This is a genomic window from Bradyrhizobium neotropicale (assembly GCF_001641695.1).
GTDB lineage: Bacteria > Pseudomonadota > Alphaproteobacteria > Rhizobiales > Xanthobacteraceae > Bradyrhizobium > Bradyrhizobium neotropicale.
On record NZ_LSEF01000037.1, the window covers coordinates 234,532 to 258,826 of the forward strand.

23 protein-coding genes and 1 pseudogene are annotated in these 24,295 nt (G+C 64.8%); 10 read left to right on the top strand and 14 right to left on the bottom strand.

Going from position 1 to position 24,295, the window contains the following annotated elements:
• Positions 1-4 precede the first annotated feature (4 nt).
• The 4 genes from AXW67_RS11620 to AXW67_RS11635 form a co-directional block, all read right to left on the bottom strand.
• Positions 5-1,411: an MATE family efflux transporter gene (locus tag AXW67_RS11620; protein WP_063677978.1), complete on the bottom strand. Its 1,407-nt coding sequence runs from the start codon at positions 1,409-1,411 to the stop codon at positions 5-7.
• Between the two features lie 74 nt (positions 1,412-1,485).
• Positions 1,486-3,285 carry an ABC transporter ATP-binding protein gene (locus tag AXW67_RS11625; RefSeq protein WP_063677979.1) on the bottom strand — a complete coding sequence of 600 codons (1,800 nt, stop codon included), beginning with the start codon at positions 3,283-3,285 and terminating at the stop codon, positions 1,486-1,488.
• Positions 3,286-3,626: 341 nt separating this feature from the next.
• Positions 3,627-5,213 (bottom strand): DHA2 family efflux MFS transporter permease subunit, encoded by a 1,587-nt coding sequence (locus AXW67_RS11630; RefSeq protein WP_063677980.1) that lies wholly within the window; start codon positions 5,211-5,213, stop codon positions 3,627-3,629.
• Between the two features lie 25 nt (positions 5,214-5,238).
• A complete protein-coding gene (locus AXW67_RS11635) occupies positions 5,239-6,558 on the bottom strand; it encodes an HlyD family secretion protein (RefSeq protein ID WP_063677981.1) in 1,320 nt (439 codons plus the stop codon).
• Between the two features lie 196 nt (positions 6,559-6,754).
• On the opposite strand from AXW67_RS11635, the gene AXW67_RS11640 reads away from it, so the two are divergent.
• Positions 6,755-7,390, top strand: coding sequence for a TetR/AcrR family transcriptional regulator (locus AXW67_RS11640; protein ID WP_027556873.1), 636 nt, complete (start codon positions 6,755-6,757; stop codon positions 7,388-7,390).
• 79 nt (positions 7,391-7,469) lie between these two features.
• The gene (locus AXW67_RS11645; RefSeq protein ID WP_063677982.1) at positions 7,470-7,820 is read left to right on the top strand and encodes a DUF6665 family protein; all 351 of its coding nucleotides are present in this window, start codon (positions 7,470-7,472) and stop codon (positions 7,818-7,820) included.
• 36 nt (positions 7,821-7,856) lie between these two features.
• On the opposite strand, the gene AXW67_RS11650 is transcribed toward AXW67_RS11645, so the two are convergent.
• From AXW67_RS11650 to AXW67_RS11665, 3 genes are all read right to left on the bottom strand, one after another.
• Positions 7,857-9,062, bottom strand: a complete 1,206-nt coding sequence (locus tag AXW67_RS11650; protein WP_063677983.1) for an extensin-like domain-containing protein — start codon at positions 9,060-9,062, stop codon at positions 7,857-7,859.
• A 348-nt stretch (positions 9,063-9,410) separates the two neighbouring features.
• A complete protein-coding gene (locus AXW67_RS11660; RefSeq protein WP_063677985.1) occupies positions 9,411-9,743 on the bottom strand; it encodes a hypothetical protein in 333 nt (110 codons plus the stop codon).
• Between the two features lie 280 nt (positions 9,744-10,023).
• Positions 10,024-10,872 (bottom strand): DUF2147 domain-containing protein, encoded by an 849-nt coding sequence (locus AXW67_RS11665; RefSeq protein WP_063677986.1) that lies wholly within the window; start codon positions 10,870-10,872, stop codon positions 10,024-10,026.
• Between the two features lie 194 nt (positions 10,873-11,066).
• Between AXW67_RS11665 and AXW67_RS11670 the strand changes: the two genes are divergently transcribed.
• The 4 genes from AXW67_RS11670 to AXW67_RS11685 all read left to right on the top strand — a co-directional run bounded on the left by AXW67_RS11670 (position 11,067) and on the right by AXW67_RS11685 (position 14,331).
• Positions 11,067-11,849 (top strand): DUF2147 domain-containing protein, encoded by a 783-nt coding sequence (locus AXW67_RS11670; RefSeq protein ID WP_063677987.1) that lies wholly within the window; start codon positions 11,067-11,069, stop codon positions 11,847-11,849.
• 265 nt (positions 11,850-12,114) lie between these two features.
• Complete coding sequence (locus AXW67_RS11675; protein WP_063677988.1) at positions 12,115-13,614, top strand: FecR domain-containing protein; 1,500 nt, start codon at positions 12,115-12,117, stop codon at positions 13,612-13,614.
• 185 nt (positions 13,615-13,799) lie between these two features.
• The gene (locus AXW67_RS11680; protein ID WP_063677989.1) at positions 13,800-14,078 is read left to right on the top strand and encodes a hypothetical protein; all 279 of its coding nucleotides are present in this window, start codon (positions 13,800-13,802) and stop codon (positions 14,076-14,078) included.
• 22 nt (positions 14,079-14,100) lie between these two features.
• Positions 14,101-14,331, top strand: a complete 231-nt coding sequence (locus tag AXW67_RS11685; protein ID WP_063677990.1) for a hypothetical protein — start codon at positions 14,101-14,103, stop codon at positions 14,329-14,331.
• 266 nt (positions 14,332-14,597) lie between these two features.
• Here AXW67_RS11685 and AXW67_RS11690 read toward each other — a convergent pair whose 3' ends face one another.
• Both AXW67_RS11690 and asd read right to left on the bottom strand, forming a co-directional pair.
• Positions 14,598-15,158, bottom strand: a complete 561-nt coding sequence (locus tag AXW67_RS11690; RefSeq protein WP_063677991.1) for an NUDIX hydrolase — start codon at positions 15,156-15,158, stop codon at positions 14,598-14,600.
• A gap of 71 nt (positions 15,159-15,229) precedes the next feature.
• Positions 15,230-16,093, bottom strand: a complete 864-nt coding sequence (gene asd / locus AXW67_RS11695) for an archaetidylserine decarboxylase (protein ID WP_063677992.1) — start codon at positions 16,091-16,093, stop codon at positions 15,230-15,232.
• A gap of 35 nt (positions 16,094-16,128) precedes the next feature.
• On the opposite strand from asd, the gene AXW67_RS11700 reads away from it, so the two are divergent.
• Positions 16,129-17,793 (top strand): aminotransferase class III-fold pyridoxal phosphate-dependent enzyme, encoded by a 1,665-nt coding sequence (locus AXW67_RS11700; RefSeq protein ID WP_063677993.1) that lies wholly within the window; start codon positions 16,129-16,131, stop codon positions 17,791-17,793.
• Positions 17,794-18,086: 293 nt separating this feature from the next.
• Here AXW67_RS11700 and AXW67_RS11705 read toward each other — a convergent pair whose 3' ends face one another.
• The 3 genes from AXW67_RS11705 to AXW67_RS11715 all read right to left on the bottom strand — a co-directional run bounded on the left by AXW67_RS11705 (position 18,087) and on the right by AXW67_RS11715 (position 20,745).
• Positions 18,087-18,746: a hypothetical protein gene (locus tag AXW67_RS11705; protein WP_027556861.1), complete on the bottom strand. Its 660-nt coding sequence runs from the start codon at positions 18,744-18,746 to the stop codon at positions 18,087-18,089.
• 221 nt (positions 18,747-18,967) lie between these two features.
• Positions 18,968-19,657 carry a class I SAM-dependent methyltransferase gene (locus AXW67_RS11710; protein WP_063677994.1) on the bottom strand — a complete coding sequence of 230 codons (690 nt, stop codon included), beginning with the start codon at positions 19,655-19,657 and terminating at the stop codon, positions 18,968-18,970.
• Positions 19,658-19,692: 35 nt separating this feature from the next.
• Positions 19,693-20,745: a glycosyltransferase family 4 protein gene (locus AXW67_RS11715; protein WP_063677995.1), complete on the bottom strand. Its 1,053-nt coding sequence runs from the start codon at positions 20,743-20,745 to the stop codon at positions 19,693-19,695.
• A 273-nt stretch (positions 20,746-21,018) separates the two neighbouring features.
• On the opposite strand from AXW67_RS11715, the gene AXW67_RS11720 reads away from it, so the two are divergent.
• The 3 genes and pseudogenes from AXW67_RS11720 (at position 21,019) to AXW67_RS11730 (ending at position 22,720) form a co-directional block, all read left to right on the top strand.
• Entirely contained in the window at positions 21,019-21,729 is a 711-nt protein-coding gene (locus AXW67_RS11720) for a L,D-transpeptidase (RefSeq protein WP_063677996.1), read from the top strand.
• 108 nt (positions 21,730-21,837) lie between these two features.
• A complete protein-coding gene (locus AXW67_RS11725; RefSeq protein WP_145927557.1) occupies positions 21,838-22,275 on the top strand; it encodes a c-type cytochrome in 438 nt (145 codons plus the stop codon).
• A 114-nt stretch (positions 22,276-22,389) separates the two neighbouring features.
• A pseudogene (locus AXW67_RS11730) lies at positions 22,390-22,720 on the top strand (GIY-YIG nuclease family protein).
• 351 nt (positions 22,721-23,071) lie between these two features.
• Here the strand turns inward: AXW67_RS11730 and AXW67_RS43950 are convergent.
• Both AXW67_RS43950 and AXW67_RS11740 read right to left on the bottom strand, forming a co-directional pair.
• Positions 23,072-23,425: a hypothetical protein gene (locus AXW67_RS43950; protein ID WP_430648710.1), complete on the bottom strand. Its 354-nt coding sequence runs from the start codon at positions 23,423-23,425 to the stop codon at positions 23,072-23,074.
• A complete protein-coding gene (locus AXW67_RS11740; RefSeq protein WP_063677998.1) occupies positions 23,359-24,153 on the bottom strand; it encodes a DUF899 domain-containing protein in 795 nt (264 codons plus the stop codon). The genes AXW67_RS43950 and AXW67_RS11740 overlap by 67 nt, the downstream gene beginning before the upstream one ends.
• Between the last annotated feature and the right edge of the window lie 142 nt (positions 24,154-24,295).

The window sequence follows — 24,295 nt, forward strand, 5'->3', positions numbered from 1 at the left end:
GCCGCTACGCCGGAACGCGTGCGGGAGGCGTGACGGGCTCAGGCTCAGCCTGCTCCGAAGCCTCCTCCTGCCGGAACGACGCCAGACGTCTGCTGAATTCGCGGCGTAACAACCACAGGCTCAGTGCCGCCTGCAGTGTTGTCGCCGCGATCGACAGATACCAGACGTGCTCCATCCGAAAGCCGGGCCGCGTCGAGAGCCAGATCGCCGGCAAGGCATAGGTGAGTACCCGCATCGCCGAGCTCCACAACACCGGCTTGGTATTGCCGAGGCCCTGGAACATGCTGGAGCAGGTAAAGATCAGCCCCTGCGCCACCATGTTGAACGAGATGATCCGCAAGAAGAGCGACGCGACCGTCATGGTCTCCCGATCGTTCGAGAAGCCGGCAAGCAAGAGGCCCGGCTTGAACTGCGCGAGGATCAGGAATGCGGTCATCACAGCGGTGACGATCAGCGCCGCCTTGACGAAGGTTTCCCGCACGCGCGCGCCATTCCCGGCGCCGAAATTCTGGCCGGCGATCGGCCCCGCAGCGAGGGCTATCGCGAGCCCCGGCATCTGGATCAAGCCCAGGACGCGCGTTCCGATGCCAAATCCGGCCTGGGCCGCCGGGCCGAAATCGCGCAGCACGTAATAAACCACGGCCATGAAGATGAAGATCATCGCGAACTCGCCGCCGGCGGGCAGGCCGACATTGAGGATCCTCTTCCACTGCCGAAGCTGCGGACGCCATTGCGCAGGCTGGAAGGCGACGTAGCGCTCCAGCCTGCGGAAATACGCCAGCAGCATCAGCACGCCGATGAAGACGGCGATCGAGCTTGCGAGCCCGGCTCCGGCAACGCCGAACGCGTGTCCGGTGCCCCAGCCCAGGATCAGCACCGGCGCCAGCGCGATGTTGATGACCACGGCAAGCGCCTGGGCCAGCATGGTCGGCCGCACGATGCCGGTGGCCCGCAGCGCGGACGCCATCACCTGCGTGGCGAATTGCAGCGACAGTGCCGGCATGAACCAAAGAAGATAGGTGGTGCCCGCTTCAATCGTGGCCTCATCAGCGGCAATCGAACGCAAGTAGAGGCGCGACAGCGCAAGGCCCGCGATCAACGTCGCCAGTCCGAAGAGCACCGACAGGACGACCGACTGGTTGAAGACGAGATTGGCGTCGGCGCGGTCCTTGCGTCCTACGGCATGCGCGATCAGCGCAACCGTGCCGACGCCGAGCACCTGCATCAGCGCATTGACGAGAAAGCCCGCGTTTCCGGCCGCAGCGACGCCCGCAACGGCCGCCTCGCCGAGACTCGAAACAAAGTACAAATCGACCAGCTGGCAGATCATGATCGTGATCATGCCGACCATGATCGGGGGCGCCATATTCAGGATGTGACTCACGATGGAGCCGCGTGTCAGGTCTTTCATGTCATTCCATCCTTGATGGCATTCCTTGGTGGCGTGGCTTCGGGGCGTTCGCCCCTCAGGCGACGCGCCATTCCTCATTCCGCTGCTGCGATGTGTCCGAGCTCCACCACCTGGCGCTCGAACAGTCCGCGATAGATGCCACCGGGCTTGCCTGCGAGCACCGCGTGCGTGCCCTGTTCGACGATCTCGCCGCGGTCGAACACCAGGATGCGATCGAGGCCGCGCACCGTCGAAAGCCGGTGCGCAATCACGATCGAGGTCCGCCCCTTCATCAGCCGCTCCATCGCCTCTTGGATCAGCGCTTCCGATTCCGAATCGAGGCTCGAGGTCGCCTCGTCCAGGATCAGCACCGGCGCATCGGCCAGGAAGGCGCGGGCCAGCGCCACGCGCTGGCGCTCGCCGCCCGACAATTTGACGCCGCGCTCGCCAACCAGCGTGCCGTAGCCCTTGGGCAGACGCAGGATGAAGTCGTGCGCGTTCGCCAGCCGCGCCGCCTGCTCGATCGCCTCCAGGCTGGCGCCAGGCCTGCCATAGGCGATGTTCTCGGCGAGCGAGCGGTGGAACAGGATCGGGTCCTGCTGCACGATCGCGATCTGGCTGCGCAGCGATTGCTGCGTAGCCAGCGCGATGTCCTGGCCGTCGATCAGCACGCGGCCACCGGTGACGTCGTAGAGCCGCTGCACCAGCTTGACGAAGGTGGTCTTGCCGGAGCCGGAACGGCCGACCAGGCCGACCCGCTCGCCGGCACGGATCGTCATCGACAGTCCGTCATAGAGCGGCGCGCGATGACCGCCATAGTGGAACGTGACGTCGTCGAACACGATCTCGCCGCCTTCGATCGCGATCGGCCGCGCGCCTTTCGCATCCGCGATGCCGATCGGCTCGTCGTGGATTGCGACCAACTCCTCCATGTCGTTGACCGAGCGCTGGAGGTTGTTGATGTGCATGCCGACGTCGCGCAAGTACGCATGGATGACGTAGTAGCTCGTCAGCACGTAGGTGACGTCGCCGGGCGAGGCGCGCCCCGCCATCCACAGCAGCACCGAACCGCCGATCACCGAGCCGCGCAGGCATAACAGCAACGAGAGCTGCGACAGTGCGGTGTAGTTGTAGCGCAGCCAGGTTCGCCGCACGCGCACGCGCCAGCGGTTGATGACGCGGGCAAGCCGCGCATCCTCGCGCGCTTCGGCGCCGAAGGATTTCACCACCGCATTGCATGTCAGCGCGTCCGCCAGCGTGCCGCCGACCTTGGTGTCCCAGGCGTTGGAGACGCGCGCGGCCGGCGCGATGTAGCGCGTCGAAAACCACACCGTCATCGTGACATAGATCACCGCACCGAGCGCGATCACCAGGCCGAGCGAGGCCCAATGCACGCCGAGCAGTATCATCGATCCGATCAGCACCAGCAGCGACGGCGCCAGCGCCATCAGGATGGTGTCGTTGAGGAGGTCGAGCGCCCACATGCCGCGAGTGATCTTGCGCACCGTCGAGCCCGCGAAGGAGTTGGCGTGCCAGTCGGTCGAGAAGCGCTGCACGCGCATGAAGGCGTCCTGCGCGACATCGGACATGATCTTCAGCGTGAACGGCACGATCGCCTGCAGGCCGGTCAACCGCAGCACCATCGAGGCCGCGCCCAGCGCCACGATCGCGCCGAACGCGACGAGGGCTGCATGACGCGCTTCGGGATCGGACGGGCCGCGCGTCAGCGCATCGACCAGATGACCCGAGAACACCGGCATGAACAGGTCGGCGATGGTCGCACCTAACAGTCCGCCGGCGACGACGAGGCTTCGCCCTGGCTGCTTCAGCCAGTGCCGGAACACGAAGGGCAGCACCACGCGTATCGCCGCGGGCTTCTTTGACAGAGCGGTCATGGCAACATCCGGCCGCTTTTGCCGCAGGCCGGCTCCATTGATGGACGCATGCCGGCCTCGAAGGCCGAAACGACGTCGTCTAAAGTTGGCTTACAGTTGGGAAGCGGAGCGATCGGGGCGCTTGGCCGAAACCTTGGCCCAATCGAAGCTGGCGGAAACGGCCTCTAAAAGGCCGAGCACATACCGAGCCAGAACATCACCGAGCGCGGGCGTGCGATCTGCGAATGCGACGAAATCATGCAAATCCCTCCCCGGTTCGATTGAATGAGGTGCGCTTTATAGATGTATCGCCGGTGATTTGCAACACGGCTCGCGCGAGATCACGCGCGAGTGTTGCAAATTTAATGCGCGTCGCCGCCGCTGCCGAACGGCGAAGCCGGCTTATTCAGCAGCATGACCAGGACGCTGAGGCCCAGATAGAACAGCGTCAGGATGAAGAATGCGTCGCCGAAGCTCATCACCACGGCCTGGCGATGCACGAGCTGGCTGAGCTGCTTCATCGCCATCAGCGTGGAATCGCCAAGTCCCTGGAACTTCTGCATGAACATGTTCAGGGTTTCGGTCGCATTCGCGTTGCCCCAGGTCACGCGCTCCTGCAGGCGCGTGATGTGCAGGTCTGTGCGGTTGTTGAGAACGGTGTTGATGACGGCGAGCCCGACCGCGCCGCCGAGATTGCGCATCAGGTTGAACAGTCCGGACGCGTTCTTCACCCGGTCCGGCGGCAGCGTGCCCAGCGCGACATTGTTGGTCGGCACCATCGCGAACATCATGCCGATGCCGCGCAGGATCTGCGGTATCAGGAGCTCGTAGAAGTCGAACTCGCGCGTGATCCAGGTCATCTGGTAGGAGCCGATCGCGAACACGATCAGGCCGAACGCGATCATGTAGCGCATGTCGAGGCTCGCCATGAGCCGGCCGACCAGCGGCGCGACCAGGAACATGGTGATGCCGGAAACGAACATGGTCTCACCGATCATCAGCGCGCTGTAGCCGCGCACTTCGGCAAGATAGCGCGGATAGATGTAGGTCAGGCCGTAGAGGCCGATGCCGATGCAGAATTGCAGCGTGCAGCCGACGGCGAAATTGCGGTTGGTGAAGGTGCGCAGATTGACGATCGGCTCGGCCGCCGTGAAGACGCGCCAGAAGAAGGCGATCGCCGAGATGGCGCAGACCCAGGCGAAGATCGCGACCGAAGTATCCTGCATCCATTCATATTGCGGTCCTTCCTCGAGCACATATTCCAGCGAGCCGAGGAAGCCGGCCATGAAGATCAGGCCCCACCAGTCGAAGCGATCGAGCAGCTCGAAATGCGGCTCGTCGAAATCGACCAGCGCCAGCACGCCGATGGTGATGCCGATGCCGGGAATGACGTTGATGAAGAACAGCCAGTTCCACGACATCGCGTCGGTGATGATGCCGCCGACCGTCGGCCCGACGGTCGGCGCCAGCGTCGCGACGAGGCCGATGATGGGACCGACGATGTGGAATTTGGATCGCGGGAAGACAGTGTAGGCCGAGGCGAAAACCGTCGGGATCATGCCGGCGCCGAGAAAACCCTGGAGCGCGCGCCAGAGGATCATCTCCTCGATCGTGGTGGCGAAGCCGCAGAGCAGGCTCGCGAAGGTGAAGCCGGCGGCCGAGATCGCAAACAACAGCCGCGTGCCGAACGCGCGCGACAGGAATCCCGACAGCGGGATCGCGATCACCTCGGCGATCAGATAGGCGGTCTGGACCCAGGAGACTTCGCTCGAGCTCGCCGACAGGCCCGCCTGGATTTCGCTCAGGGACGCCGAGACGATCTGGATGTCCAGGATCGACATGAACATCCCGAACACCATAATGATGAAGGCGAACATCCGCTTCGGCGCGATGCGCTCCGAAGCGGGGTTCGCCATCATGACAGGTGTAGCGGTCGTGGCGTTGGCCATGGTCTGACCTTGCGGCGCTGACGCGCTACTGCGGATGGATCATGGTGGGATCGTCGAGATCGATCTCGCTGTCGGCGTCGGCCGCGCCCTTGTTGGTGTCGACGGTTGCGTAGACCGACATGCCGGCGCGGAGCAGGTTCTGCCTCGCAACCGACTTCGGCACGCGGATGCGGACCGGCACGCGCTGCACGATCTTGGTGAAGTTGCCGGTGGCGTTGTCCGGCGGCAGCAGCGTGAACACCGAGCCCGCGCCCGCCGCGATGCTGTCGACGACGCCGCCGAACTTGCGCATGCCGTAGGCATCGACCTTGATCGTCACGGGCTGGCCGGGACGGATGCGCTTGAGCTGGGTTTCCTTGAAGTTGGCGTCGATATAGACGTCGTCGAGCGGCACGATGTTGCCGAGCCGCTGGCCGACCGCGACGAAGTCGCCGGTGTTGACGAGGCGGTTGGAGAAGATGCCGTCGACCGGCGCGCGCACCGCAGTGAAGCCGAGGTCACGCTCGGCCTTGGCGAGCGAGGTCTTGAGCTCGGCGAGTTGCGCCTGCGCTTCGGCCTGCTGCGCCTTGGCGACATCGACATTGCTGACGGCGACGTCGTAGGCGGCCTGCGCGGCCTTGACCGCGGCGGCGCCCTGGTCGCGTCCGGCTTCCGAGGTCTCAAAGGTGGCGCGCGAGGCAAAGCCTTTGCTGCTCAGCGCCTGCTGGCGCTCATAATCGAGATCGGCGCGTTTGAGGCCGGCTTCGGCGGAGACGAGCTGCGCCTTGGCCTGTGTAACCTGGCTGTCGAGCGCGGCGACCTGGCGGCCGATGCGGTCGATGGTGGCCTGCTGGGTCGCGATCTTGGTCGCAGCAGCATCGACCGCGATTCTGTAGTCGCCGTCGTCGATGCGGAAGACGGTGTCGCCGGCATGCACCAGCGTGTTGTCGCCGGCGAGGATCGAGGCGATGTGGCCGGCGACGCGCGCGCCCAGCATGGTGTTGTTGGCGCGGACATAGGCGTCGTCGGTGGAGACGTAGAAGCGGCCGATCAGCGTGTAGTAGCCGGCATAGCCTGCAGCGGCGAGCGCCAGCAGGACGCCGACACCCATCAGGACGAATTTACGCTTACCGGATTTCGGAGCCGCGGCCTGCGGCGCGCCGGGCGCGGGTGCGTTGGGGGCCGGCTTGTCGGTCACGGGCGTCTCCGGCACCTCGACGGTGTGGCGCTTGGTTTCCTCAGCCACATGAGAGCGCAACTGCTCGGCCAGCGCAGCGGACTTTTCGGTCGCAGCTTCAGCGCTTGCCTGCTCCGGCACCTGGTCCAATGGAAGGACGCGTGCAGCCTGATCTCGCGATGCGGCCATAAAGGCCTCCCCAATGAAAAATTGCGAGCCGGGACGCGCCGTCCGCGGCTCCGCCCCTCTCGCCGATCCCAAATATCATTGACCGAACGGTTCGGTCAATCTAAATAGTTCCCTGCCAAGGACCCTACTGGCTCGAATCCTTTCTTTGGGTTTCATTGGCCAAGGCCCGATACAAACCTTTCGAGAACCTAAACCAATGGTTGCAGTCGACCGCGAACATCTGCGTCTTGTCTCCGAAGAGGACAGCTCCAAGCGCCGCCAGATCCTGGACGGCGCCCGCAAGGTGTTCATGGACCTCGGCTTCGACGGCGCCAGCATGGGCGAGATTGCGCGGGCGGCCGCCGTCTCCAAGGGCACACTCTACGTCTATTTCGCGGACAAGTGCGCGTTGTTCGAGGCAATCCTCGAGCAGGAGGCGCTGCAGCACGGCCAGGTCGCGTTCAATTTCGACCCCGCGCGCGATGTCGAGACCACGCTGAAGGACTTCGGCTCGGCCTACCTCCATCTGCTCTGCCGGCCCGGCGGCGGATCGGCGATCCGCACCGTAATGGCGATCGCCGAGCGCATGCCCGACGTCGGCCGCCGCTATTACGCGCGCGTGCTGGACAAGACCGTCAACCGGCTTGCCGAATATCTGAAGGCGCATGTCGCCTGCGGCGATCTCAATATTGACGATTGCGACCTCGCCGCCTCGCAATTCATGGAATTGTGCAAGGCCTCGTTGTTCCTGCCCTTCATCTTCCAGGCCGCGCCATCACCGTCCGAGGAACGCATGACCGAGGTGATCGACAGCGCCACGCGGATGTTTCTGGCGGCGTATCGGGTGAAGTGAGAGAGGGCCACGGCTGTAGCGCAGGGCGTATCTCTAACCACGTCATTGCTAGCGTACCCCGCGACGCTATAGATAAGCCATGTCCCGCGATCTTCGCCTTCACCGCACGCCGGTCGACGTTCTCAATTACGAGATCGTCCAGGAGCAGGCCTCTGCGTTCGGGCGGATGGGGCGAGCGCTGGAACAAGCGCTCGCGAAGCTGCGCGAATTCGATGCCAGCCATCCGCCCTCGGATGCGCCGGCATCGACGCGGCAGGCACGGCGCGCCCTGGTAATGGAGGCCGGTTACGCGCTTTGGATGTTCGTGGTGCAGCGGGAGGCATGCGGCATGCGCGACAGCCGTCCCGTGATGCGCGACTATAAAGTGCCGGGCGAAGTGCAGCGCTGCATGGGGCTGGTCCCAGCTACATCGATGCGGCCTGCAAAGTGACTTGCCCAATCCAACGATCGCACGCGCACGCCCGCCCTACTCGTCGGCGAACTCGTCTTCCTCGTTGACCTTCTCGCGCTTGGCCTTGCGGCCGAGCGAGCCGGTCACGTAAGGGTCGCGCGTGTTGGCGTAGGGATTGCGCTGCTGCGCGCGAGCGGCGACTTCTTCGCCTGACACTGCGGCCGGCTGGCAGATCAGGCGGCGGCTGGCGCGGCGCATCAGATCGACGTGGATGTGATCGTAGTGATAGACGTTGGAGCCCGGCGCGAGCACGGTGGTGAAATGTGCGCACGCGCCTGATTGCACATCGCGCAAAAAGCCCTGCTCTTCCGGTAGGCCGCGCCAGCCGTCCTTCACCGAGACGCGGCGGCCGTCGGCGAGCACGAAGGCGGCGATGTCGAGCGCGTTGCCGAAGGCGTGCTCGGAAATGTGGGCATGCGGATTGCCGTTCATGCCGCGGCAGGAATAGGCGGAGATCTGCTTGATCTCGACCACGCGTTGGCCGAACCAGCGCGTCGCCGACGGCTGCACGGTATCGGCCAGCCAGCGGTCGAGCTCGGACACGATCGGACAGGCGAGCGTCGCGGTCGGCTTCACCGCGACGGGACCAACTGCAGTGACGGGACTGCCCTGCGCCGGACCAAGACGCGGCGGCTGCGCGGGAGCTTGGGAATAAGGAGCGGCTGGCCGCGTCGGATAGCTCGGCGCATTCATGTAGCGCGCAGCTCCGGCGGCATCGGTGCCCTCGGGCGGCAGGTCGATCTCGTCCTCCTGCGGCGCCACGCCGGGCGCGCTCAGCGAGACCGGGCCGGAGGACGCGCCATAGCCCGACGGCTGGCGCACGGCGCTCTCGGGATAGTTCGAACGCTGCGGATAGCCGGACGATGCCGGGTAGGGCTGACCTTGCGGATAGCTCGACTGCGGCTGCGTCACCGGCCAGCGCGGCTGGTTTCCGATGTTCCCCGGCGGGCGCAATTCCTCCTCGGCAAAGCCATAGCTGCTCGAGCCTTCGCCGATGGCGGCGACCTTCAACGGAAATTCCGCGCCGCAGACGCCGGGGCCGGAGATCGGCTCGACGCGAACGATGTCCAGGCTCTCCTTCACCGCGCCCGACTTCAGGCACGCGGCTTCCGCCTCGGCCCGCCACGGTTCGCGCTCGGCCTGGAAGAAGCCGCGTCCGCAACCCGCAAGCGAAACAAGGACGATGGAGCCGACGAGATACAAACGAACTCCGCGCGTCATGCACGCACGTTCGGTGAATTTACTTAAAGACTCTTCAACGTGTTGATTTCAGCCTTCTTTAACCATGCCGCGCCGGCGTGCGGCGGATCAGCGACAGCGAGGCTGACTTTTTCGGGAAGAGACTCTCTGTTAACCATATGGGTTACTCCCAAAGCGACGCGAGCGGCGGGAGCATCTCAGGGAGCAACGTCATGACGTTCGTCGGAAGACTGAGCGTTGTCACTGCGTACCTTGCTATGGCCTTTGTCGCGGCCATCGTGCTCGGCATGATCTAGAAGCCTTTAACCGACCGCATCACAGATTTGCCCGGGCCGCCGGATCATCCGGCCGCCGGGCGTCCTGTTGCGTTCAGTAATTCGAGCACTCCGACCCCGTGATGCCGCCGATCTTGAAGTTGCGGCACATCATGCCGGGATTGTCGGGATCGGGATAGCGATCATCCTTCTCGCGAACCGTGTGACTGAAGCGCCAGCCGCGCGCACGCATGCAACGCTTGTACTGCGCCGACGTCGCGCCGCCGTTCTGGGGCGCACCAAGCTGCGCGTCGCAGAACGCGCCGTCCACATGCAGCGCATCGTCGCCGCGTCGCTGCTTCAGCATGTTGGCCCAGATGTCGGTGTCGGCATGGGCGGCGATGGCGCCGCCGATCAGCAGCGCGGCGGTGAGGCTGAGACGTTTCATGTTGGCTCTCCTTGCATGCGTCGTCAGCCATCGGTCGCATGCAAGACGGAAGCGGGTTCGGTGCGAGAGGGTTACAAATTGGACAGAGGGAACGCTGTCTTCCGTTCTCCCCTTGTTGTGGGAGAAGGTGTCGCGCGCAGCGCGACGAATGAGGGGTTGCCGCAGCGAAATCAAATGCAAAAGTGGGTCGCGGAGAGAGACCCCTCACCCGGCTTCGCTGTCGCGAAGCCATCCTCTCCCACAAGGGGAGAGGGTTGCAGCCTGCTCGTGTCACCAAGAGTTACGATCTCGCACCATTCCACTGCTGCGACGTGGTGATCAGTTCCTCCCGCCTCTCCTCGATGCGCGTCCAGTCGTTGCCGGAGCAGAAGAAACGGAGCAACGCGCAGGCTTCGACATGGAGCTTGCCGGAACGCTTCAGCGTCATCGTTCCGTAGTAAGTGTTGCCGCTGGCACGGCTGTAGATGTTGCCGGTCCAGACGCCGTCCGATTTCGGCTTCATGTTGACGAGCACACTCTCGCCTCTGCTCGAGGTTTCGGTCAGCGCGTAGCCACACAGCGCGGACCCGCAGCGTTCGATGCGCACCGTGCCCTTGGCGCCCTTGCTCTCCCATTGGCCGAGCGGCGTATCGGCGGGCTCGTCTCTGCGCTGCGCGATCGTCGTGAGTTGATCCGTGTCGGGCTTCGCCGTGGCGGGGTGTGGCGCTTCGAGAAATGTCGTCTGCGGGGGCTCGAGCTTGGGCGGTTCGAGCTGTGGTGCCGGCGGCAAGGTGACGGATTGAGAGACCGTGGGCGCAAGGATGGGCGCAGTCGTGGGCGCCGGTGGCGCAACGGGAATCGTGGCAACGGTCGGCTGCGGCGGCTTGACCGGAGCGGCGGGGCAGACTTGCGCCGGCGGAAGGGCTGCCGGCGGCGCGGGGCTCACGACGAGAGTCGTGTCGATATCTTCAGCGGGCCGAAAGCTACGACCGGACGAGATCGACACACAGGAGGTGGATCTGCAATTCCGCGGCGCCTCGACGTGAAACCGGTGCCCGCCGATCGCGAAGGAGTAGGAACCTGCCTCAGCCGACGATGTAACCATCGTCAGTGCGATGAATGTGCCAAGCCAATTCACAAATCTCTTCATCCACCCCTCCCGCTGTGTCGGGGCGAAGTTACGAAGGCCGAACGGCAGCTGAATGTGCGCAGGCTCACGCCAGGCGGCGGAGCCGTTGTGACGTTCATCACAGAAGGTCGGGGCGGGCCGGCGTAGGGTCGAACCACGCTCAGGTCGTCATCGACTTTCAGTCCATATCGGGACCAGCTTTTCGGGAGGTTGTCATGAACAAGCTCTACGTCGCCACCACCGCCCTCTTCCTCGCCTCGACCGCCGTCGCGCATGCCGGCAACTCGATCTCGTTCCAGATCGACGGCCAGCACGTCCGCATCGAGACGCCGCGCAACTGCGCTTCGCTCGACTGCGTGACCATCATCGCGCCGGGTCTGTCGAACAAGCCGATCAAGTTGAACAACATCAACCTCAACGGCCTCGGCTCCAAGGACGATGACGACGACACCACGCCGAGCACGACAAACGCGCAGCCTGCACCGGCTCCGGCGCAGCAGCCCGTGCAGCAGGCGCCGGTGCAGTCGATCGCTCCGGCCGCGCCCGCCGTCACTCAGCCCGTCGCGCCGGCGACAACGGTTGCCGCCGCGCCGTCCGCCAGCGTCGATACGACGACACAGCCCGCACCGGTCGCTCCCGCCGCTGCACCGGCCTCCATCGCGGCTGCTCCCGTTCCTGCGCACGCTTCGGCCCCGGTCGCCGCCGCGCCGGCGCCGAGCACGCCGGTCGGCGTGTGGGCCACCGAAGAGAACAAGGGCAATGTCCGCGTCGAGCAGTGCGGCGCCAATCTCTGCGGCTATGCCGAGAAGTCCAATGAGCGCATCCTGATCAACATGAAGCCCGAGGGCTCGAAGTGGAGCGGCCACATCCACGATCCCGATTCTGGACGCAACTACGACTCCACGATCGCGATGAAGGGCCCGAACCTGCTCCGCGTGCAGGGCTGCGCCTTCGGCGGCATGTTCTGCGGCGGCCAGACCTGGAAGCGGGTGAGCTGACGGCTACCGCTGTCATTCCGAGGCGCGCGCGAGCGCGAACCCGGAATCCATCCGACCGCATCGTTGGTGGCGCAATGGATTCCGGGCTCGCGACTTCGTCGCGCCCCGGAATGACGATTGACAGGCGAGAAGCTACGTCTCTTACGGCGCACGTTTGAACATTCGCTCCTCCCGTACGACACACGTTCATCTGCCATTCAGCCAGCCCCGGCTGAAATCGGTCGATCTCGCCTCGTGTTCTCATCGGGACTTCATCGTGGAATTTTTGGTGGCTTGGCGCCGCTTCGTGTTCGCGCTTGCGCTGCTGGCCTTGCCGCCAGCCGGCGCGAGCGCTGCGTTCGCATCGGATACGATCGAGGTTGCACAGGCCCAGCCGCAAGCGCAGCCGACGCCCGAGCCGTCGCCAGCCCCCGCCGCATCGCCGACACCCGCGCCTGATGCGCAGCCCGCCGCCGAGGAACCCATCGGCAACGTCGCGACCGTAACCGGGGTCGCCACCGTGATCCGCGACAAGAATTCGTATCCCCTCAAGGTCCGCGACGACATCTATCTCAACGACATCGTGCAGACGGCGTCGAACTCCTCGCTCGGCATCACCTTCAACGATGCGACCACGTTCAATCTCTCGGCCAGCGCCAAGATCAGCATCGACAATTACGTCTATGAGGACGGCGGCAAGCAGAACGGTGCGATCTTCGACATCGGGAAGGGTACCGTCGCGTTCGTTGCGGCAGCCGTGGCCAAGACCGGCGACATGAAGATCACGACGCCAACGGCAACGCTCGGCATCCGCGGCACCACCGGCGTCGTCGACGTGCCGGCGAATGCGAGCGCGACGGGAGCGACCGCGAACAACGTCAACATCAAACTCTATCCCGACGCCGACGGCCGGGTCGGACACATCGACGTCAACGACCGCACCAGTGGCACGCGGCTCGGCGCACTGACGCAAGGATCGAGCGGCTTCGCGATCCGGCCCGGTGCCGGCAGCCCCGGCAGCATGCGCTTTGCCGCGGTGCCGATCACGATTCCGCCGCAGCAGATCGCGCGCGACCGCGGCTTCGTCAGTCAGGTGCATCTGGCGCAAACCACGGGCCGGCAGATCGTCACCGAGCAGCGCGACTTCCGCCGCGCCAATCCGACGGCGAGCCCGCGTATCCCGCGGCCGCTCCAGCAGCAGCGTCCGGCGACGGCGCCAGGACAGCAGCCACAGCGGCCGAACGGCCTGCCCGGTCAGAACAATCGTCCGGGTCAGCAGCAACCGGGCACGCCCAACCCGCAAGGCCCGCAGCAGCCGCAACGGCAAGGCCCGCAGCCGTCGCAGCAGCGGCAAGGACAAGGCGGTGCAGTGCAGCCGGGCGCACCGCGCGCCGGCCAGGGGCAGCAACAGGGTCAACAAGGCCAGCAGCAGCAAGGCCGGCAGAAGAATCAGGGCCGGCAACCGGGTACAGGACAACCGGCAGGCGTGCCGCGCGCCGGTCAAGGCACGCAGCCGGGCGGCACGCCGCAGGCCCAGCCGCCGCGCAGCGGACAGACTCCGTCGCAGCCCGGCGTCACCACCCCGCCGCAGCCCGGCACAGCGCCGCAGCCGCAAACGCCGCGCACCGGATTGCAGCCCGGACAGTCAGCACCGCCGCCCGCGGTTCAGCAACCAGGCAGCATCCAGCGCCAGGGTGGATTCCAGCAGCGCCTCCCCGGCGCGCAACGGCCCGGCGCGCCACGCAAGCCGGCGCCCGCGCCGAAGGAAAAGAAGGAAAGGCGGTAACGAGCCGGCGGTGTCGCGTTCAGCGCGCGCCGCAGGTTCACTTCCGCAATCTCGATTTCCAGGGAACCATGTGCACGGTCAACGCGTGCGGCCACATTGCGGCGCAGCTACGGAACAACGTTACATCGGAGAGATTCGCGGAACGAAAACGATCGCCAGTCTTTTCTGGCCTTTGGGAGGTGCCCATGACTTCTCAGGCCAAAGAAAGCGCATGTGCATTCGCTTGGCGGAACTACTTGCTGCTCAATAGCGGCATCAGCGAGAACGATAGCAGGCGTTCCGCCCTTTACCGCTACGTCGCCGATCTTCGTGGCATCGGCGAGGATGATTTCGATCTCCTGCAAATAGCGGCGGTCGCCTATTTGAGAAAACTGGATGAGTTACATGACGACCGATGTGCGAGACAAGCGGCAGATCAAATCTTGTCCGAGCGTTTGGAATCACGCGCCGCGATTAGTCCATAACACCAGAGAAGGAGCGAACAGCATGGCAGACAATTCCGCTAACGCAAACCGCTTCGCGCGCGACTCGCAAGGGCGCATCACCGCAGCGACAGCAGTCGGCATGAATGCCTTGAGGCCAATCATGCACTTTCAGGTCTCAATGCTGAGGATGTGGGCCGACAGTATTGAGAGGTTTGCGAGCAATTACCAAAAAGGCGTGGAAGAGACCGCGACCGCCGCAGAGCAACAGTCAGACAAGGAACACGCTGCGTAAACATTGCGCGGCAGCGGTCGTTCGTCCGCAAGGTTTCCGTGTCCAACGACTGGCCGTGGGCTCGTGGCGTCCCGACCCGATCGTGACCCAAGACCGGAGACGCTCGGCGGCTCCGGTCGCGGGCGTGTGGTCGCGATGGGCCGCAAGCGGCCATGGCGCCTCGCCCCCGTGAACGTGTGTTGGTGAGACGCGGTGATCTCGGCGGTGGACCCGGAGGGCTCACCGCCTCTCTCGGCCCTCGGTTACTTTAGCATCCTTGCTGCAGCTCACGCCTCGCCGCGCAGCCAGGCTCTTACCTTTTGCAAGAGCCCATGACGGAGCTCCTCGACGGACGCTGCCTCCGCAGGCGTCAGCGCCGGCATGACGTTGTCGACATCGTCGACGGCGAGCGGTGGCGTGGCCTCGGCCGGCAGGAGGCCGGCAGCGGCGAGCGCGATCGGGCCGGTCTCAGTCAGGAAGGCGCGCTCATACTCGCGCGACAGCCGCGCGATCGCATCGTCCAATGGCAGCCAGTCGACGGACTTGATGTCATTCATCAGCTTGCGGACGGGACCGCCCTCGGCCTCCATTCGCCAGAAATGCACCACCTTGGAGCGTCCGCCCGACTGGTAGACGAGCGTGCCCAGGAATTCATGGATGGCGACGTCGTGGCCGGTCTCCTCCAGCACCTCGCGGAGTGCGGCCTCTCTCGGCGTCTCGCCGTCGTCGAGCTTGCCCTTGGGCAAGACCCATTCATTGCGCTTGCGCTGGCGTACGACCGCAACCAGCGGCGTTTCGCCACGCCGCAGCACAATACCCCCCGCCGCCAGTACCGGCGCCCGTGCCATCACTCGTTACCTGTCGTGTCGCCGAATCGTCCCCGCGAACGATATAGGCGGCCGACACGGCGGATTGAAGGCTACTTTCTTCTCAACAGCGCTTGACCCGCGCGAATGCGCGTGCCCTCGGCGATACCGTCGCAGAAGGTAAAATCGCCGGGCGCGAGAATGATGATGGTCGAGCCGTGCTCGAACCAGCCGAGCTCTTCGCCCTTCGTCACGTTGACATCGCAGGGGAAATTCACCGGTCCCTTCGTCTGCGCGTTCAGCACCATGTCGAGGAAATGCAGGCGGATGCTTGCGACCAGGATCGCGGCGACCGGCACGAGCGTCACAGCCTCGCCGGTCGCCAGGTTCGTACGGATCACCGCGCGCTCGTTCTTGCAGAACAGGCGCTCGACCCGCTTCAGCGCGATCGGATTCACGTTCCAGACGTCGCCATGGATCAGCGTGACGCGCTCGATATGCGCATCATAGGGCGCGTGGAAGCGGTGATACATGCTCGAGGTCAGCCGCAGCGTCACGAACGAGCCGTTGCGGTGCTGATCGACCAGCGCGGAATCGCCGACGAGGTCGAGCAGCGAGTAAGGCGCGCCCTTGACCTGGAACAGCTCGGTGTCGGCGATCCTGCCGTGGGCCCCGACGATGCCGTCCGACGGGCTTGCGATGATTACCGGGTCCGGATCGAACGGCCGCAGGCCCGGCCTGAGCTGCCGCGTGAAACAGTCATGCAGGCTCTTGAAATGGGTCTTGCGCGCCTCCGACAGATCGAGGTCGGAGAACAGCTTCCACAGGGCGATCGAGGCGTCCCGCACCAGCGGGTTCTCGATCTTGGAGAACCAGCCCATGAAGCGGGTCAGCGCCGCGCGGGGGATGCGGTTGGTCAGCAGGAAGTTGATGTCTTCCTGCTGGGTGAAAGAGGCGATGAGGGCTTTGACTGTCATGAATCTGTCAGCTCGCAGGGTTAGCGCTTGTTGTCATGGAAACGACACTCCCGATTCTCTCTTTGTCCGTGGCCGCCGCAGCCTCCGCTGCCGCCGCCTTCCCGAAGCTGAAAGCGCGGATTGAGCTGTCCCGCGCCAAACACCGCTCGCTCTCCGGGCACTCCAAGATGTCGCGCCGGGTGGCGCGGCTGATCCCGTTCTACGAGTTCGACAGCAACGATTACTTCGCCTGCGACGGGGCGCCCGCGAACATCGCGACCCAGCGCAAGGACAGCTTCTTCCGCCTCGCCGCCCTCTACGCCGAGCGCTACCCCAAGGGCCGCGCGATGACGAAGGAAGCGGCGGAGAAGATCTCCGACCTGAATTTCACCGAGAGCTATCGCGTGCCGTTCCAGTTCTCGCGCCTGGTCCGCGAGCACCTGGGCACCTCGACCTTCGTGGAATCGTCGAGCGGCGTCACCGTCAAGGACGTCGACGGCAACGTCTCCTACGACCTCACCGGCTCCTACGGAGTCAACATCTTCGGCAACGACTTCTACAAGGAGTGCATCGAGGGCTCCGAGAAGCGGGCGCACGCGCTGGGACCGGTGCTCGGTCCCTACCATCCCGTCATCCTCGAGAACGTGACGCGGCTCTGCCAGATCTCGGGCCTCGACGAAGTCTCCTTCCACATGTCCGGCACTGAAGCGGTGATGCAGGCGGTGCGGCTCGCGCGCTACCACACCAAGCGCACCCATCTCGTCCGCTTCGCGGGGGCCTATCACGGCTGGTGGGGCGACGTGCAGCCCGGCGTCGGCAACCCGATCACCGCGCACGAGACCTACACGCTGGCAGAGATGTCGGAGAAGACGCTGCACGTGCTGCGCACGCGCCGCGACATCGCCTGCGTGCTGGTCAATCCGCTGCAGGGGCTGCATCCGAATGCCAACGCGCCCGGCGATTCCTCGCTGGTCGATTCCTCCCGCGGCGGCAACTTCGATCGCGCGGCCTATACTGAGTGGCTGAAGAAGCTGCGCGAGGTCTGCACCGAGCGCGGCATCGTGCTGATCTTCGACGAGGTCTTCGTCGGCTTCCGTCTCGCGGCAGGCGGCGCCCAGGAATATTTCGGCGTGCGCGCCGACATGGTGACCTACGGCAAGAGCCTCGCCGGCGGCCTGCCGGTCGGCGTGGTCTGCGGCAAGAAGGAGCTGATGCGCCGCTTCCGCGACGACCGTCCCGCCGACGTCTGCTTCGCCCGCGGCACCTTCAACTCGCATCCCTACGTCATGACCGCGATGGACGAGTTCCTGAGCCGGCTCGCAAGTCCGAACTTCCGCGCTGTCTATGACGGGCTGGAGGAGACCTGGAACGGCCGCGCGCAAAAACTCAACCGGATGCTGGAGGACGCCGGCGTGCCGGTGCAGGTGGCGAACCTGTCCTCGATCTGGACGGTGAAATACACCGAACCGTCCCGCTACAACTGGATGCTGCAATACTATTTGCGCGCCGAGGGCCTGTCGCTGAGCTGGGTCGGCACCGGCCGGCTCATCTTTAGCCTCAACTACACCGACGCCGACTTCACCGAGGTCGCCGAACGTTTCGTTCGCGCCGCTGAGAAGATGAAGGCCGACGGCTTCTGGTGGCACGATCCGAGCCTCACCAACAAGGGCATCAAGCGGCAGATCCTGAAAGAGATGCTGGCCAAGCGCTTCGGGCGCTGAGGCTTCCGCGAACACCGCTGCCGCCTCCCCCTCTCCCCGCCCGCGGGGACGCGACGAGCTGCGCTCGCGCTGAGCGGGTTGGGGTGAGAGGGGCTCTCCGCACGGACGGTAACAGAGAGACTCGCGAAGACTCCCCCTCACCCGGATCGCATCTGCGATGCGATCCGGCCTCGCCCCGCACGCGGGAAGAGGCGAAGGAGCCGCAACGGCAGCCCCCAAGACGTGGATGCCCGGCACAAGGCCGGGCATGACGTAACCAATCGACATCGGAGTGTTAGTTGGGAACAGCGCGCTCAGGCGTGCTGCTCTTCGAGCGCGGGCTCGGGGATGAGGCCCAGCGTGTGCTCGGGGTTGAGGTGCAGACCGGGGTCCATCAGCTCGCCGCGCATCAGCGCGAGCGGAGCCTTGCGATAGAGCATCAGGTCGTGGAAGGGATCAGTCAGGATCTTGGTCATCCAGACGAGACCGGTCTCGACGTCGCGAATGAAGAACAGGTGGATGGTGCGGAACAGGAGACCACCGGCACCGACCGCGAGCCAGATCTTGGCGACCTGCCGCATGAAGTCGGTGGCGCCAGCCCAGGGCTTGAACAGGCCGAACAGCGTCGGATCGAAGAACAGCACCAGCGGCGACAGCGCCCAGATCGCCATCAGAACTACCTTGCGCTGCAGGTTGTAGCCGACCTTGATCTCTTCCTTGTACTCGTGCGTCGCCTGATTGATGTGGTCGTAATCGTGCGGCTCGAAGAAGAAGTGACCGGCCTGGCGCGAGGTCATCGAGACCAGCCAGCCGACCAGGGCCGAGATCATGGGATCGATGAACAGCCAGACATAGGCGAAGAGGAAGCTCAGCGCGCTGACGAAGTGCAGGCTCTGATTGATGCGGCTGTGGTGATAGTAGCGGTGGTCATCCCAGCGCTGGATCCGCAGCTGCTCGAGGTAATTCTTGATCATGCTTTCCCCCAAAATGCTTTCGGGTACGGGATTACAGGGATTCGATGTAGGTCGTGTGACATCATCATTTTGTCATATGACGATGTAGAGCGACGCGATGACGCACGGTCCCCTCCGCCTGAGGAGCGCGGAACGCGCGTCTCGAAGGATGAAGGCCAACCGGGACCTTCATGGTTCGAGACGGCGCTGCGCGCCGCCTCATCATGAGGGGCAACAGCAGTTCACGCTGCCTTGGCGACCTCGACCTTGCGAAAGCGCACCAGCGAGAAATGGCCGAGCGGCGGGATCAGGCGGCGCTCGGCGAGCTCGATGCCGTTGGCGCCGGCCAGCCATTTGGCGTAGCGCGACCAGGCGAACTCGGCAGTGCGGAAGCCGAGCGGACGCACCACCGGCTGCAGCTTCTGCTCGATGAAGCGGCGCATGCCGGCGTCGGCGCTGACGCGGGTCAGGATGATCAGCTCGCCGCCGGGGCGCAGCACGCGGGCGAATTCGTCCAGCGCCTTCTCCGGGTTCGGCACGGCGGTGACGACATATTGTGCCATCACGACGTCGAAGGAATTGTCGGGGAATTCGAGCTTCTCGGCATCCATCACCGCGAGGCCTTCGACGTTCTTCAGCTTGCCTTCGGCGACGCGCTGGCGCGCCTTGTCCAGCATCGCTTCCGAAATGTCGGTACCGAAGATGCGAACATTGCTCGCGTACATCGGCAGCGAGATGCCGGTGCCGACGCCGACCTCGAGCACGCGGCCGCCGATCTTGTTGGTCGCCGCGATCGCCGCCTGGCGGCCCTTGGCGAACACGCCGCCGAACACGAGGTCGTAGACGGGCGCCCAGCGGTCATAGGCCTGCTCGACCGTGCCGCGGTCGAGGTCAAGCTGCTGGGCGCCGTCAAGGTTCATGATCTTAGCCATCGATGTGGTTCTCGCTGTGGTTCAAAACGATAAGGTCAACCGCGCACCGGCCGCCGCGCCATGACCGGCGAAGCGCGCAGGATGCGGCTGGGCTGAAGTGAGGTGAGATTGCCGACGAACTGACGCGCACTGTTCTCCCAGGAGCGCTCGAGCGCGAAGTTGCGGCAGGTCTCGCGCGACATGGTAAGCGCACGCAGACAGGCGGTGCGCAAATCGTGGTCGATCGCGCCGATCGGATGATCGGCGATGACGTCCTTCGGACCCGTGACCGGAAACGCCGCAACCGGCGTGCCACAGGCGAGCGCTTCGAGCTGCACGACGCCGAAGGTGTCGGTGAGGCTCGGAAACACGAAGACGTCGGCGGCGGCAAGATGAGCGGTGAGATCCGCGCCCTTCTTCTCGCCGAGGAAGACGACATCCGGATACTTCTTCTCGAGCTGCGCCTTCTGCGGGCCGTCGCCGACGACGACCTTGGTGCCGGGCAGATCGAGCGAGAGGAACGCTTCGAGATTCTTCTCCACGGCCACGCGACCCATGGTCATGAAGATCGGCCGCGGCAGATCGAGCTTTGCCGGATCGTCGGGATGAAACAGTTCGGTGTTGACGCCGCGCGTCCAGAAACCGAGCCGCTTGAAGCCGCGCTCGGAGAGCTCCTGCCGCAGCGAGGGCGTCGCCACCATGGTCATCGCGGCGGCATCGTGGAAATGACGCAGAACCGCGTAGCCGACGGCGTCGGGGATGCCGGTCCGCACCGAAACATATTCCGGAAAGCGCGTGGTGTAGGAGGTGGTGAAGGCGAGCCGGTTGCGGCGGCAATAGGCGCGCGCGGCCCAGCCGATCGGGCCTTCGGTCGCGATGTGCAGGGCGTCCGGCGCCGCCTTCTCGATCCGCCGCGCAATCTCCTTGGCCCTCGGCAGCGCGATGCGCAGGCCTGGATAGGTCGGCAGCGGCCACGACGGGAAGCCGTCGGGGGTGAGGAATTCGATGTCGACGTCGAGCGCCTTGGCCGCGCCCGCCAGCGAAGTCAGCGTCCGGACCACGCCGTTAACCTGCGGATGCCAGGCGTCAGTCGCGATTAATACCCGCATGGGGAAATCCCGAGAGTTTGATGATTCTCGGCTTTCGACCTTCAACCATGGATATTTCAGGCGTGTGACGTCACATAAGTGTCGGCAGACTGTTTTGTTCGTTAACGGGCTCGCGGAGCCACGAAACTGTCATGAAACAATCCTTGCCGCGACGAAACCGTTTTCGGTTTTTCGCGCAAACGTCCCGAAACTTATTTCCGTTAGTGATTTAGGCAACGGAGCACCGAAACGGTGCCGCGGTGACCAACAACACCGAGCAAACAGGGGCGATCAATGTTCAATCTGGACACGTTCAAGACGTATTCGCGCGCCGTTGCCTTTGGCGCAGTCGCGATCTCCGCGATCGCGTTCGCAGGCCCGGCCAAGGCCGCGCCCGTGCAGCTCTTCCCCTTCTTCCAGCCGCTGCCGCCGATGGCCGCGCCGCAGCAGCCCTATCAGCCCTACCAGGCAACGCCGTATCAGGCCGCGCCGTCCGAGGATCAGGACTCAGTCGAGATGCCGGCGCGGTTCCGCCGCCAGACCGTCTCCTACGCGACGCGCGAGGCACCGGGCACGATCATCATCGATACGCCCAACACCTATCTCTACTACGTGCTCGGCAACGGCCAGGCGATCCGCTACGGCATCGGCGTCGGCCGCGATGGCTTCACCTGGTCCGGCATCCAGTCGGTGACCAAGAAGGCCGAGTGGCCGGATTGGACCCCGCCGCCGGAGATGATCGCGCGCCAGCCCTATCTGCCGCGCCACATGGCCGGGGGCCCCGGCAACCCGCTCGGCGCACGCGCCATGTATCTCGGCGGCACCATCTACCGCATCCACGGCACCAACGCGCCCGAGACGATCGGCAAGCATGTTTCCTCCGGCTGCATCCGCCTGACCAATGATGACGTGACCGACCTCTACTCCCGCGTCAGCGTCGGCACCAAGGTCGTGGTGCTGCCGATGACGGAGCGCCGCGCCGAGCTCGGCAGCGCAACGCGGTAAGCGACAGGACATCGTGACACAAACGGCCCCGGAACCCACCGGGGCCGTCTTCGTTGGCACGATGCTCTCCAAGCTGTCTTGCTTTGAGGAGCATGGGCGCGATCCCCGATGGAGGCGCAGATGCAACCGAGCCAACGAACCTCGCGGAACAGATGGATGCGCCTGATCGCTGGAGCCGGATTGGCGTGGCTGCTGTCTGCGCCTGCGGCCCTCGCGCAGCAACCAACCGCGGCCAGCGATGACGCGGCCCATCAGGCTTTCAACAATTCATGCCGCACCTGTCACTCCGTGAAGGAGGGCGACAATCGTCTCGGTCCAAATCTCAACAAGATCGTCGGACGGAAGGCAGGCTCGCTGCCGAACTACAACTACTCCCCCGCGATGAAGGACGCAGGCTTCGTCTGGGACCAGGACAAGCTCACGCGCTTCATCGTCAAGCCGGACGAGGTCGTGTCGGGCAACAAGATGCAGCCTTATGGCGGCGTCTCGTCGGAGGAGGCGGTCAAGGTGATCGCCTATCTGCAAGCGGCTGCAGAGCAGCACTAAGCAGACGAGCGAGAAAAATTGGCATCGACGGCACTTGCTCAAAGTCGCGACCGCCAGTTAGCCTCATCCTGAGGAGACCGCGGAGCGGTCGTCTCGAAGGATGGGGCGGGCACGATGACAGAAGGCGCGTACCTCTACATTCTCAAATGCGCCGATGGCAGCTACTACATCGGAACGACGCGCACCGAGCTTGAGCTCAGGATCGCGCAGCACAACCGGCACGTTCGGCGGCTACACCAAGCCACGCAGGCCCGTGACGCCGGTCTTCTCGCTATGGTTCGACCGGATCACCGACGCGATCGAATGCGAACGCAAACTCAAGAAATGGAGCCGCGCCAAAAAGGAAGCTTTCATGCGCGGCGATTTTGCTGAGCTCCATGAATTGGCAAAGCGCGGGTCTCATCATCCTTCGAGACGCCCGCCTGCGGCGGGCTCCTCAGGATGAGGAGCGGAGTTCGCGGCTCCCGGCTGCTCGACGAGAGACCTCGACTTCGCAATGCCTGCCGCAACTCGCGAGATGCCGGTTAAGCCTCATCCTGAGGAGCCGCGGAACGCGGCGTCTCGAAGGATGCGGCGGGCATGATACGGAAATTATTGGCCAGTGCGCGGGGTGAGATCGCGACGCGGCACCAACGGAGCGTACCCCAACTCATCCTTCGAGACGCCCGCCTATGNGCGGGCCCCTCAGGATGAGGAGCGGAGTTCGCGGCAACAGCGGCGAGCGCACCATCATGAACCGAACGCCCCTCCAAGGCACGCCGGGGCCGTTCGCCTTTGCGTCGGCGGCCATCCGCTCCTACCCGCGCGCGTCGCGGCGTCGGTCCGAGATCAGCTTCAGCCACGCCGATGAGTGAAATGCGCTCATCAGGAGATACATCGGAATCATCCCGCTTAGCAGCGACCCCTGCCCGGCGGCGCAGAGCATGTCTGCCGGACCACCGCCGAGAACGGCCGTCAGCAGCGCCATGATCGCGAAGGTCGGCGTGGCGGCGAGAGCCAGCCATCTGGCGAGGTCACGAGTGGCCGTGACGGCCCTGCCGTCACGGTTCGCGCTAGTGGCGGAGCTCAGCGGACAGGCCTCGGTCACGTCGTCGTGCCCGCGGACTCCTCGCGGAACGCCTTCTCTCCGGCGTCCGACACCTCGACCCATCTCTTGTCGGGCGCGGCGCCTTCCACGTAGCTGTCGTGCCAATTCCACCATTTGTAGGTGGGGGTCTGAGGATAACCCTGCGGCGAGTCCTCCCAGACCTCCTGCCGGCCGAGCGGCGTGATGTCGAGGTAGTTCCAGGTGCCGCCCATCTGCTCGTCGCCGCGGCTCTTGATGAAGTAGCTGCGGTAGATGCGGTCGCCGTCCCGGTAGAACACGTTCGTGCCGTGCCATTCGTCCACGCCGAAATCGGCGTCGAAACTGTCCGTGATCGTGACCCATGGCATGGTCCAGCCCATCCGCTTCTTCAGCCGCGCGATGTCGGCCTGGGGCGCGCGCGAGGCGAAGACGAGGGTGGTGTCGCGGGCGTTCAGGTGCGAGACATGGGCGACCTGGTCGGCGACCATGGAGCAGCCCCGGCACGCGTGATCGGGCCAGCCGAACACCTCGGGCTCGAAAAAGGCGCGGTAGACGATGAGTTGCCGCCGACCCTGGAACATATCGAGCAGACTGACCTTGCCGCCGGGCCCATCGAACGCATAGGTTTTGTCCACGGCCATCCACGGCATTCGCCGGCGCTCGGCGGCCAGGGCATCGCGGGCGCGGGTATGTGCCTTTTCCTTCACGAGCAGTTGCTGACGGGCTGCCTCCCAGTCTTGCGGCGACACCACCGGTGGTGTGTGCATGACAGGCTGTCCGTCGTTCCGTCCGTTTTCAACTGATGTCATCATGGCTTCTGGAACCTCTTGCTTGGGCGATCGTCCCGCGCCGCGCTGTGACAGGCGCAATTCCGCTCGCCGCTCACTGCACATCGTCGGTCGTGAACTCTTTCTGGCACCTGAGGGTTGCGCGGTGGGAGTAACAAGTGTGGCG